The 10,837-nt window shown below is 73.2% G+C and carries 11 protein-coding genes; 7 read left to right on the top strand and 4 right to left on the bottom strand.

The features are described 5' to 3' along the window. Positions 1-158 precede the first annotated feature (158 nt). From ACFYYB_RS06555 to ACFYYB_RS06545, 3 genes are all read right to left on the bottom strand, one after another. Positions 159-326 (bottom strand): hypothetical protein, encoded by a 168-nt coding sequence (locus ACFYYB_RS06555; RefSeq protein WP_243338429.1) that lies wholly within the window; start codon positions 324-326, stop codon positions 159-161. 102 nt (positions 327-428) lie between these two features. Then, positions 429-1,700, bottom strand: a complete 1,272-nt coding sequence (locus ACFYYB_RS06550) for a TerD family protein (RefSeq protein WP_389433557.1) — start codon at positions 1,698-1,700, stop codon at positions 429-431. 81 nt (positions 1,701-1,781) lie between these two features. Beyond that, entirely contained in the window at positions 1,782-2,009 is a 228-nt protein-coding gene (locus ACFYYB_RS06545; protein WP_389433556.1) for a hypothetical protein, read from the bottom strand. 155 nt (positions 2,010-2,164) lie between these two features. Between ACFYYB_RS06545 and ACFYYB_RS06540 the strand changes: the two genes are divergently transcribed. Further along, complete coding sequence (locus ACFYYB_RS06540) at positions 2,165-2,611, top strand: DUF6325 family protein (RefSeq protein WP_389433555.1); 447 nt, start codon at positions 2,165-2,167, stop codon at positions 2,609-2,611. Between the two features lie 12 nt (positions 2,612-2,623). Continuing rightward, positions 2,624-2,974 (top strand): SHOCT domain-containing protein, encoded by a 351-nt coding sequence (locus ACFYYB_RS06535; RefSeq protein WP_389433554.1) that lies wholly within the window; start codon positions 2,624-2,626, stop codon positions 2,972-2,974. Between the two features lie 75 nt (positions 2,975-3,049). On the opposite strand, the gene ACFYYB_RS06530 is transcribed toward ACFYYB_RS06535, so the two are convergent. Continuing rightward, a complete protein-coding gene (locus tag ACFYYB_RS06530) occupies positions 3,050-4,573 on the bottom strand; it encodes an aldehyde dehydrogenase (NADP(+)) (protein ID WP_389433552.1) in 1,524 nt (507 codons plus the stop codon). 157 nt (positions 4,574-4,730) lie between these two features. On the opposite strand from ACFYYB_RS06530, the gene ACFYYB_RS06525 reads away from it, so the two are divergent. The 5 genes from ACFYYB_RS06525 to ACFYYB_RS06505 all read left to right on the top strand — a co-directional run bounded on the left by ACFYYB_RS06525 (position 4,731) and on the right by ACFYYB_RS06505 (position 10,823). After that, positions 4,731-5,516: an IclR family transcriptional regulator gene (locus ACFYYB_RS06525; RefSeq protein ID WP_389433551.1), complete on the top strand. Its 786-nt coding sequence runs from the start codon at positions 4,731-4,733 to the stop codon at positions 5,514-5,516. Between the two features lie 117 nt (positions 5,517-5,633). Continuing rightward, positions 5,634-6,641: a hypothetical protein gene (locus ACFYYB_RS06520; RefSeq protein WP_389433550.1), complete on the top strand. Its 1,008-nt coding sequence runs from the start codon at positions 5,634-5,636 to the stop codon at positions 6,639-6,641. A 14-nt stretch (positions 6,642-6,655) separates the two neighbouring features. Further along, a complete protein-coding gene (locus ACFYYB_RS06515; RefSeq protein ID WP_389433548.1) occupies positions 6,656-8,176 on the top strand; it encodes a sensor histidine kinase in 1,521 nt (506 codons plus the stop codon). Positions 8,177-8,655: 479 nt separating this feature from the next. Beyond that, on the top strand, positions 8,656-9,309 hold the full coding sequence (locus ACFYYB_RS06510; RefSeq protein WP_389434924.1) for a response regulator: 654 nt from the start codon (positions 8,656-8,658) through the stop codon (positions 9,307-9,309). A 62-nt stretch (positions 9,310-9,371) separates the two neighbouring features. Continuing rightward, positions 9,372-10,823: a penicillin-binding transpeptidase domain-containing protein gene (locus ACFYYB_RS06505; RefSeq protein ID WP_389433547.1), complete on the top strand. Its 1,452-nt coding sequence runs from the start codon at positions 9,372-9,374 to the stop codon at positions 10,821-10,823. Positions 10,824-10,837: the final 14 nt, after the last annotated feature.

Here is a 10,837-nt window from a genome sequence, read left to right as displayed (position 1 = left end):
GTTGTACAACAGCCCGCCCCGGGGATTTTGGGGGGCGGTCCGGGGCCGGGGGGGGCGCTGGGGCTGATCGGGGTGGGGTGACTTGAGACGCGCCGCGGGGCCCTGGGGCCGGGCGGCTCTTCTCGTCGTCTCACATCTTCGTCTGTTCGTCTGTCCGGTTACTGAGCTTCGGCGCGGCTGGCCGCGGCCCACTCTTCGAGAAGGAACTCGTACGCCTCGGAGGGCCACTCGCCGTCCACCCGGCTCTCGACGAGCTGCCGGATCGCCTCGTTCGCCTCGGCGGCGGACGGGCGCGCGGGGCCCGCGGGCTGGAGTGTCTGGTGCATGGTTCCAAGGCTACGGGCGGGCACTGACAGCCACCTACGTATTAGAGGTGGAACAGATCACCTAGGAAGGGCCTCCGTCGCTCCATGTGCCCGCCCACCTGCTCAGAGTGCCTGTGCGGCCGGTTTGACCATGCCCCGCACTGTGCGCGACTTCACAAACTCGCCCATGGCCGTCATCTCCCATTCGCCCGAGAACTGCTTGATCAGCTTGGCCATCATCACGCCCGTCTGAGGTTCGGCGCTGGTGAGGTCGAAGCGGACCAGCTCCTCGTTGGTCGCGGCGTCGATGAGGCGGCAGTAGGCCTTCGCCACCTCGGTGAACTTCTGGCCGGAGAAGGAGTTGACCGTGAAGACGAGGCCCGTCGCTTCCGCGGGCAGCCGGCCGAGGTCCACGACGATCACCTCGTCGTCGCCGGCGCCCTCGCCGGTCAGGTTGTCGCCGGAGTGCTTGACGGAGCCGCCCAGGATGGAGAGCTTGCCGAAGTAGCAGCTGTCGATGTGGTTGCGCTGCGGGCCGTAGGCGATGACCGAGGCGTCCAGGTCGATGTCCCGGCCGCGGAACGCGGGCTCCCAGCCGAGGCCCATCTTGACCTGGGAGAGCAGCGGGCGGCCGCCCTTGACCAGGGAGACGGTCTGGTTCTTCTGGAGGCTGACCCGGCCCTTGTCGAGGTTGATCTTCCCGGCGCCGGGTGCGGGGGAGGCGGCGGGAGCCGCGACCGGTGCCGGGGCGGCCGGGGCGGGTGCCGGGGTGGCGCCGGGCGCGCCGCTGGTGAGCCAGGGGGAGGCCGCGTACGTGGGCGGCGCCGGGGGAGCCGGGGGCACGGGCGGGGCGACGGGGGCCGGGGCGGCGGGTGCGGGGGCGGCGGCCGCCGGAGCCGGCTCGTCCTCCACCGAGACCCCGAAGTCGGTCGCGATGCCGGCGAGGCCGTTCGCGTACCCCTGGCCGACCGCGCGGACCTTCCACACGCCGCCGCGCTGGTAGACCTCGACGACCACCAGGGCGGTCTCCGTGCCGAGCTGCGGCGGGGTGAAGGAGGAGATCACCGCTCCGCCGCCGGCGTCCCGCACGGTGGCGGTGGGCTCGATGCCCTGGAAGGTCTGGCCCGCGGCGTCCGGGCTGGCGGTGATGACGATCCGCTCGATGCCGGGCGGGACCGAACCGGTGTCCACGGTGATCGAGTCCGGTGCCGTGCCGCCGCCCGAGCGGTAGGTGACGCCGGGGCCGGACGGCTGGTTGAAGAAGATGAAATCGGCGTCGGAACGCACCTTGCCGTCGGCGGCGAGGAGCAGCGCGGACACGTCGAGCCGCACCGGGGCAGCCACGTCCACCGTCACGCGGACGGCATTGAGCGGCAGGTTGGAACCAGGGGTCATAGCGGTCATGCCGGGAGAACGACCGAGGTGGCTTTGCCGTTCCCTTACTTTCACCCGGTTTCCCGGTTCTTCACTCGCGCCTCAGGCGCGGCCCTGGTTGCGGGGGTGGTTCCTGGCCGTCCGCTCGTTGCCGAACTTGTACGAGCCGGTCCAGCGCGCCATCACGAGCTGGGCGTCGCCGGCTTCGACCTCGGCCAGGAAGGCGGCGGCCCGCCCGCCCCGGAGGGTGGCCGCGGACCGGCCCTGGTGGGTGATGGCGACGCTCTGGTCGCCCCGCTGTTCGTACGAGAATCCGTGAGGTCTGGGCATGGGCCGAGGGTGCCGTTCACGGTCGGGGGGCCGCAACGCAATTTGACCCGGTCGGGCTCCGGTCCGACCCCGAGCGGCCTCGTGATGCGGTGTCAGCCCTGCCGAGTAAGATCCCTTTTGCGGTGATTTCTTGCGCTACGGAAGAGGTTTTGCCCATGCCTGCTGGTGCAGCTCTTACGGCCGAATCGATCGGACCGGTGGACGTCGCCGTGGTCGCCTTCGACGGCAACCGGTTCAACGGCGATGTCGCCCCGGCCCTGCGCGAGCTCCAAGAGAGCGGAGTGGTGCGCATCCTCGACCTCACGTTCGTCCGCAAGGAGCGGGACGGCGCGGTCTCCGTGGTGGAGCTCGCCGACTCCGAGGTGGCCGATCAGTTCGAGCGGGTGCTCGGCGAGGAGTACGACCTGCTCAGTGACGAGGACCTGGAGACCGTGGCGCAGGGCCTCGCTCCGGAGTCCTCCGCGCTCGTGGTGGTGTGGGAGAACGCCTGGGCCACCCGCCTGGCCTCGGCGGTGCGGGCGTCCAACGGGCAGGTGCTCTTCATGGAACGCATTCCGCGCGACAGCGTGGAACGCGCCGTCGCCGCACTGGACGAGAAGTAGGGGAGGACGGTCATGCCTCGACGTTTCGGGCGCCCGGGTCTGCTGGGCGCGATGGCACGCACCGCGGTCGTGGCGGGTACGGCCACCGCGGTCTCCGGCCGGGTGCAGCGCAGCCAGGCCGAGCGCGCCGCACAGCAGCAGGTCTCGGCGGAGGCCGAGCAGCAGGCCCTGGTCGACCAGGCGGCGGCCCAGGCGGCCGCGCAGCAGCAGGCCTGGCAGGCGCAGCAGGCGCCGCCGACCGCGGCGCCGGCTCCCGCGCTCGACAGGGTCGGCCAGCTCACAGCGCTGGCCGACCTGAAGGCCCAGGGCCTGCTCACCGACGAGGAGTTCGCGGCGGAGAAGGCCAGGGTTCTGAGCGCCTGAGCGCCTGAGCGCCTGAGGGTTTGAGCGCTTGAGCGCTTGAGCGCCTGACCCCGCCGTGCCTTGGCGGCGGTCCCCCTAGCCTCCCGTGACCCGTCGCGGGAGGTTCAGCGGGTTGGCCTCGCGGAGTTCCGCCGGGAGCAGGGCGTCCGGCACCGACTGGTAGGCCACCGGGCGCAGCCAGCGCTCGATCGCCGTGCCGCCGACCGAGGTGGAGTGCGAGGTCGCCGCCGGGTAGGGGCCTCCGTGGTGCTGGGCCGGGGCCACCGTGACACCGGTCGGCCAGCCGTTGACCACGACCCGGCCCGCCAGCGTCGTGACCTGGGAGATCAGCTCCGCCGCCGGACCCGGGCCGCCGTCCGCCTCGGCGGCCGACAGCTGGAGGGTCGCGGTGAGGTTCCCGGGCAGCCGCCCGAGCACGGCGGTGGCCTCGTCCTGGTCGGCGTACCGCACCAGCACCGTGACGGGGCCGAAGCACTCCTCCAGGAGCGCCTCGTACGGCCCGCCCTCCAGGAGGGTCCGCGCCGGCACGCTCAGGTAGCCCGCGCCGACGGTGTGCTCGCCGCCCGCGCCGGGGGTGACGGGCGCGTCGACCCCGGGCAGGGCGGCTCGTTCGCGGACTCCGGCGACGAAGTTCTCCCGCATCCGGTGGTCGAGGAGGACCCCGGGCTCCGTCTCGCCGAGCGCCTTGGTCAGCGCCCCGGCGAGCCGGTCCCCGTCCGCGCCCTCGGGTACGAGGACCAGGCCCGGCTTGACGCAGAACTGGCCGACGCCGAGCGTGACCGAGCCGGCCAGACCGCCGCCGATCTCCTCGGCGCGCTCGGCGGCGGCCGCCGGGGTGACCACGACGGGGTTCAGGGAGCCGAGCTCCCCGTGGAAGGGGATCGGCACGGGCCGCGCGGCGGCGGCGTCGAACAGGGCCCGCCCGCCCCGGATGGAACCGGTGAACCCGGCGGCGGTGACCAGCGGGTGACGGATCAGCTCCAGGCCCGCGTCGAACCCGTGGACCACGGCGACGACCTCGGCCGGCAGCCCCGCGGAGACGGCGGCCCGGCGCAGCAGCGAGGCGCACAGCTCGGAGGTGGCCGGGTGGTCGGGGTGCGCCTTGACCACGACCGGGCAGCCCGCGGCCAGCGCGCTGGCGGTGTCGCCGCCGGGCACGGAGAAGGCGAGGGGGAAGTTGGAGGCGGCGTAGACCGCGACCACGCCCAGCGGCACCTTGTAGCGGCGCAGTTCCGGGCGGGGCGGGGCGGTGGTGGGATCGGCGCGGTCGATGCGGACGTCGAGGTAGGAGCCCTCGTCCACGGCGTCGGCGAAGGCGCGGAACTGGCCCGTGGTGCGGGCCAGCTCTCCGGTGAGCCGGCCGGGGCCGAGCGCCGTCTCGGCGTCGGCGGCCTCGATGACGTGGGAGGCTGCCTCGTCGAGCAGATCGGCGGCGGCGCGCAGGAAGGCGGCGCGCCTCCCCGCGTCGGCCAGCGAGCCGCGGGCGGCGTGGGCCGCGCGCACGGCTTCGTCCAGCTCCCGGGGTGTGGCCTCCACCGCAACCTGCTCGCGGTGCTTCCCGGTGCGGGGGTCCACACTCCAGACTGGTGTTGCTGCCATGGCGAAACTGCCTCCTGGATCTACGCTGACCCGCGCGGATGCGTTCAGTATGGTGAACGCTGTTCCGTTGGATGAATGATCACATCCACCGTGGACTCTATTTCCGTGTCTTCCGGGTTGACAAGAGACAGCAAGAGACAGAGGGGCGCGAAGGCGGATGACCACCACAGCTGAGTCGGGGGGCTCGGGAGCGTCGGCGGCCGTCAAATCGGCGGTACGCACGGTCCTGTTGCTGGAGCACTTCGCCTCCCGGCCGGGGCTGCACAGCCTCGCAGACATCCAGAACGACCTCTCCCTGCCCAAATCCAGCCTTTACATGCTGCTGCGCACCCTGGTGAACCTGGGCTGGGTGGAGACAGACGCGACGGGCACGCGGTACGGCATCGGCGTACGGGCCCTGCTCGTCGGCAGCTCGTACATCGACGGGGACGAGGTGGTGGCGGCGGCCCGGCCCACGCTGGACCGGCTCTCCGACGACACGACCGAGACGATCCACCTCGCCCGCCTTGACGGCACGAGCGTGGTCTACCTGGCCACCCGGCAGTCCCAGCACTACCTGCGCCCCTTCACCCGTGTCGGGCGGCGGCTGCCGGTCCACTCGACGGCGCTGGGCAAGGCGCTGCTGGCCACGCACACGGACGAGGAGGTACGCGCACTGCTGCCGCGCCGGCTCGAAGCCGTCACCGAGCACACCATCACCGACCGGGAGCGGCTCATCGAGGACCTGGCCCTGGTACGGGAGCAGGGTTACGCGGTGGACCGGGAGGAGAACACGCTCGGACTGCGCTGCTTCGGGGTGGCGGTGCCCTACCGGACGCCGGCGCGGGACGCGGTGAGCTGTTCGGTACCGGTGGCGCGGCTGACTCCGGGGCACGAACGGGGCATCAAGGCGGCGCTGTTCGCGGCCCGCGACCAGCTGTCGGTGGTGACGCGGCGGATGTAGCGGCGGGTTGACGGTCGCGGGTGGGCGGCGGAGGGGCCCGGTTCCTCCCCCGGGTGGGGGAGGCGGTTCCCCTTCAAGGGGGAGGTGGTGGGGCAACGGACGCGGGAACGTTGGGTCATGACCACACGAGCCGCGCACCTGCCGCGACCACCACGACCGGCCCACGACGCAGAGCAGCCCTCCGCCGCCCCGCCGGGGGCCGGGCGGCGGAGGGTCCTGGCCGCGGTGGCCATCGCCGCCACCGTTCCGTACCTGACCCTGAAGGCCGCCTGGCTGGCCGGGAGCCACGTCGGGATACCGGCGGGCAGCGTGCTGCTGGAGCCGGGGCTGGTCCTCACCGTGGCGAATGCCGTCACCGTGCTCATGGACGCGGCCGTGATCCTGCTCGTGCTGGTGCTCATCAGGCCCTGGGGCAGGCGGGTTCCGTCCTGGCTGCTGGTGGTCCCGGGCTTCGTCGCCACCGGTCTGCTCACGCCCATCGTGCTCGGGTTTCCCGGCCAGCTCCTCCTGAGGAGCATGGGGCTGGGTCCGGACGAGGCCGCGCCGACGGCGGCGAAGCCCTTCCTCGACGACTGGGTCTTCCACGTCGTCTACACGGGCTTCATCGTCCAGGCGATGGCCCTGGCAGGCCTGTTCGTGCCCTACGCCCGCGAGCGCTGGGGCCGGCGCTGGCAGGGTCCCCTCGGTGCGCGGCTCCCGTCACCCACGGGGGTGGTGGCGGGAGCCGCGGCGGCACTGGCCGCGGTGGTCGCGGCGACGCACTTCTACTGGGCACTGGGCGGCACGGCCGGGCAGAACGCCTCGCAGATCGCGCAGTACTCCTCGGACTCCGCCGTGGGCTCCGCGGTCCACGGGATATGCGCGCTGACCGCGGCGGCGGGGGCGCTCCTGCTGGCCAGGGGCGGGACCCGGCGGGCGGGATGGCCGCTGGCCGTGGCGTGGACCGGGTCGGCGGCGACCCTGTGCTGGGGGATGTGGATGCTGGCGGCGTTCACGAGCGGCGACCCCGGCCCCGGCGAACGGACCACCACCGCAAGCTATTTGATCTACGGTGGTCAGATGCTCACAGCCGTCCTCGCGACCGCGGTCCTGGGTCGGTTCCTCGCCGGCCGCCGCACGGGCTGAGGGAGGGGGCAGGAGTGGAGCGCCGGCCGAGGTGGTGGCCCCTGCGCTGGCTCCATCTGATCCTCGGCGGGGCCCTGCTGATGCCGTACTTTCTCCTCACCGAGGTGGTGGTCGGTGTCCTCGCGGGCGGGAGCAACGCACGCGAGTCCCTCCCGCTCAGCCTTGCCGCCTACGCCGCCGCCCTGCCGCTCGTCGCCGCGACCGGGCTGTCCGGACTGGTCCGGCCGATGTCGGTGGCCGCCGCGCGCGCCCTGTGCGGGGTACCGGGGGAGCGGTTCGCCGAGGGGCGGGCCCGCAGCTGGGCGGCCCGGGTGCGGGCCGCGGCCTGGTGGACCCTGCACCTGGGGGTCGGAGCCCTGGTCAGCGGAGTGAGCCTGGCGGTACCGCCCATGGCGGTGGTTCTGCTCGCCCTGCCGTTCGTGAGCGCGCTGCGGGAATTCCCGGTCAGGCTCGGCTGGTTCGACGCGCGGGCCCAGCCGTACGTGGCCCCCTTGCTCGGGATCGGGCTGCTGGCCGGGCTCGTCCTGTGCGCCGCCGGGGCGGGGGCGCTGCTGGCCCGGCTGGCGCCGGTGCTGCTCGGGCCGACGGCGGGGGACCGGCTGGCGGCGGCCGAGGAGCGCGCCGCCGACCTGGCGGTCCGCAACCGGCTGGCCCGGGAGCTGCACGACGCCGTCGGACACGCCCTGAGCGCGGTCACCCTCCAGGCGAGCGCCGCCCGGCGGGTGCTCGACAGCGACCCCGGCTTCGTCCGGGAGGCGCTGGCCGCGATCGAGGACACCACCCGGCGCACGGTGGGAGAGCTGGACGCGGTCCTCGGCCTGCTGCGCGAGGGCGACGCAGCGGGCGCCGGGGGCGGCGCGCTGCCGGCCGCCCCGACGCTCGCCGCCGACCTCGACGGGCTGCTGGCCCGCAGCAGGGCCTCCGGGACCCCGATCACCGCCCTCCAGGACCCGGGACCCTCCGGGGACTGGGGGCGCCTTCCGGCGATCGCCTCCCGGGAGGCGTACCGGATCGTGCAGGAGGGCCTGAGCAACGCACTGCGGCACGGGACGGGCCCGGTCGACCTGCGGATCCTCGTACGGGTGAGGGGCGAGGAAGACGGACCGGGCGACCAGGACGGCCCGGGCGGACCGGGTGGACAGGGGGAGCGCGGTGGGCACGGGGAACCGGGTCGGCACAGGGAGCGCTGTGGGCAGGGGGAGCCGGATGGGCGCGGGGAGCCCGGTGGGCGCGGGGAACCGGGTCGGCACGGGGAGCGCTGTGGGCAGGGGGAGCCGGATGGGCGCGGGGAGCCCGGTCCGCACAGGGAGCAGGGTCGGCGCGGGGAACGCGGTGGATACGAGGAACTGGAGATCACGATGACGAACGATCCGGCGGTGGCGGCCGGGGCCCCGCGGGCCCGCACCACCGGGGGCCGGGGGCTGCACGGCGCGGCCGAGCGGGCGGCGCTGCTCGGCGGGAGGGTCGAGGCCGGGCTACACGAGGGCCGGTGGCGGCTGCGGGCCGTCCTCCCGCTCGCCGAGGGCCCCCGATGAGGCCGCCCGAGCCGCAGACACCGCCCACGAACCCGTCGGCGGCTGAGCCACCGACGGCGAGTGCGGAGGTGGCCGCGCCCGGGACCCGGGAGGCGACTCCGCCCGCGGCTCCGGCTCGGCCCGTGGCCCCAGTCTCGGTTCCGGTTTCGGCTGAGGCCCCGGTCCCGGCTGCGGTCCCGCCGCCGGCTGAGCCGCCGACGGCGAGTGCGGAGGTGGTCGTGCCCGGGACCCGGGAGGCGACTCCGCCCACGGCCGCGGCTCCGGCTCTGCCCGTGGCCCGAGCCTCGGCCCCGGTTTGGGCTGAGGCCCCGGTCCCGGCGGGGGTCCCGCCCGTGGCCCCAGCTCCGGCCTCACCTCCGACCTTGGACCCCCCACCGCCCGTGGCTCCGCCCCCAGCTCCGGCCTCGGCCGCACCTCTGCCCGTGGCTCCGGCTCCGCCCCCAGCTCCGGTCCGGGCTGCGGCCCCGGCTCGGGCGGTGTTGCGGGTGGTGGTGGCCGATGACGAGCGGATGGTTCGTACCGCTCTGCGGGTCATCCTCGATGCCGAGCCCGATCTGGAGGTCGTCGGGGAGGCGGCCACCGGGGCCGAGGCCGTGGCCGTGGTGCGGGCGCTCGCCCCGGACGTGGTGCTGATGGACGTGCGGATGCCGGAGATCGACGGGATCCGGGCCACCGAGCGGATCCTCGCCACCATGGCCGAGCCGCCCCGGATCGTGGTGGTCACCACCTTCGAGAACGACGCCTACGTGTACGACGCGCTGCGCGCGGGGGCCTCCGGGTTCCTCCTCAAGCGGGCCGACCCCGACGAGCTGACCGCCGCGGTCCGGCTCGTGGCGCGGGGGGACTCGCTGCTCTTCCCCGCCGCCCTCCGTTCCCTGGCCGCCTCCCACACCCCGCCGGGGGCCGGCCCGGCCACCGCGCCCTGGGTCGCCCGGCTCACGGACCGGGAGGCCGACGTACTGCGCCTGATGGCCGCCGGGCTCTCCAACCACGAGGTGAGCGAGCGGCTCGGAGTCGGCCCGCAGACGGTCAAGACGCACGTGGCCGCGGTGCTGGCCAAGACCGGCTCCCGGGACCGGACCCAGGCGGTCATCGCGGCGTACGAGGGAGGCTTCCTCATGAAGAAAGGCTGAGAACTCCGCCACAATCGGGGCAGAGCGGAACGCCTGGGACGGCTGGGGCGTCCTTCTGGGGGATGAACAAGACGATCAGGCGTGCGTCGGTCTTCTGTCTGCTTCTGGTGCTGGCCCTTTTGGTGCGGGTCACCTGGGTGCAGGCATATCAAGGCCAGGCCCTCGCAGACGACAAGAACAACCGGCGCAACCTCATCGGGAAGTACGAGAACCCGTTGGGGAACATCATCGTGGGCGGGGAGGCGATCACCGGCTCCAAGGACACGGGCGGCAAGGACTTCCGGTACAAGCGGACCTACACCGACGGGCCGCTGTACGCGCCGATCACCGGTTACAGCTCCCAGGCCTTCGGGTGGAGCATGCTCGAGGGCGTCTACAAGGACATCCTCAACGGCACCGACAACCGGCTCAAGACGATCATGGACACGCTCACCGACAAGCGGGCCGCCCCCGGCAACGTGATCACCACGATCGACAAGGACGTCCAGAAGGCGGGCTGGGACGCGCTCCAGGGCAAGCAGGGTTCGGCCGTGGCGCTCGACCCGGCGACGGGAGAGATCCTGGCCGTCGTGAACAACCCGTCCTTCGACCCGGGGACCATCACCGGCGCGGGCAGCGCGGAGCAGAAGGCGTGGGACGCGCTCAACGTCGACAGTGGCAAGGCCATGGTGAACACGGCGCTCCGCAATCCGCAGGCACCCGGCTCCACCTTCAAGCTGGTCACCCTCGCGGCGGCCATCGAGAACGGCCTGGTCACCAACATCGACACGCCGACCTCCGTCCCCGGCGACTACACGATCCCCGGCACCGCGCGCAAGCTCAAGAGCGAGGTGACCGACGCGCAGTGCAACAACGTCAGTCCCCGCACCGCGCTCAAGCTTTCCTGCAACAACGTCTTCGCCGACTTCGCGCACAAGCTGGGCCAGGACAAGATGCGGGCGATGGCCGAGAAGCTGGGCTTCAACGTGGTGCTGAAGCTCCCCGTCTGGACCGACCCCGCGAGCAAGTACCCGACGAAGAAGATGTCGGTCGACCAGGTCGCGCAGACCGGCATCGGCCAGTTCGACGTCCAGGCCACTCCGCTCCAGATGGCGATGGTGAGTGCCGCGATCGAGAACGGCGGCAAGCTCGTCGCTCCGCACGAGGTCTCCGAGGTCACCGACTCCAACGGCAACGTGCTGGAGAGCTTCAAGGACCCGAAGTCCACGCAGGTGATGCGCGGGAAGACCGCCTCGATGCTCCAGGACGCCATGAGGACGGTCGCCACCGAAGGCGGCGGCAAGAACGTCCAGATCCCGGGCGTGGAGTCGGGCGCCAAGACCGGCACCGCCCAGCGCGGCGTGGACAACAACCTGCCGCCGCTCGCCTGGTACACCACGTACGGCAAGGCCGGTGGCAAGCAGATCGCCGTCGCCGTGGTGATCGTCGGGTCGGACACCGACCGCTCCGAGATCGCCGGCGGCAAGCTGGCCGCCCCGGTGGCGCAGAAGATGATGAAGGCCTGGCTGAAGTAGGAGCGCGCGCCGGG

The organism is Streptomyces sp. NPDC002886 (assembly GCF_042888445.1).
Classification (GTDB): domain Bacteria; phylum Actinomycetota; class Actinomycetes; order Streptomycetales; family Streptomycetaceae; genus Streptomyces.
Note: the sequence above shows the minus strand (reverse complement) of the source record. Positions and strands in the feature narration are given on the sequence as shown.

Bases quoted from the DNA above. Each gene is read 5' to 3' on its own strand.
- ACFYYB_RS06555 (WP_243338429.1), bottom strand. From the start codon at position 326: ATGCACCAGACACTCCAGCCCGCGGGCCCCGCGCGCCCGTCCGCCGCC.
- ACFYYB_RS06550 (WP_389433557.1), bottom strand. From the start codon at position 1,700: ATGACCCCTGGTTCCAACCTGCCGCTCAATGCCGTCCGCGTGACGGTG.
- ACFYYB_RS06545 (WP_389433556.1), bottom strand. From the start codon at position 2,009: ATGCCCAGACCTCACGGATTCTCGTACGAACAGCGGGGCGACCAGAGC.
- ACFYYB_RS06540 (WP_389433555.1), top strand. From the start codon at position 2,165: ATGCCTGCTGGTGCAGCTCTTACGGCCGAATCGATCGGACCGGTGGAC.
- ACFYYB_RS06535 (WP_389433554.1), top strand. From the start codon at position 2,624: ATGCCTCGACGTTTCGGGCGCCCGGGTCTGCTGGGCGCGATGGCACGC.
- ACFYYB_RS06530 (WP_389433552.1), bottom strand. From the start codon at position 4,573: ATGGCAGCAACACCAGTCTGGAGTGTGGACCCCCGCACCGGGAAGCAC.
- ACFYYB_RS06525 (WP_389433551.1), top strand. From the start codon at position 4,731: ATGACCACCACAGCTGAGTCGGGGGGCTCGGGAGCGTCGGCGGCCGTC.
- ACFYYB_RS06520 (WP_389433550.1), top strand. From the start codon at position 5,634: ATGACCACACGAGCCGCGCACCTGCCGCGACCACCACGACCGGCCCAC.
- ACFYYB_RS06505 (WP_389433547.1), top strand. From the start codon at position 9,372: ATGAACAAGACGATCAGGCGTGCGTCGGTCTTCTGTCTGCTTCTGGTG.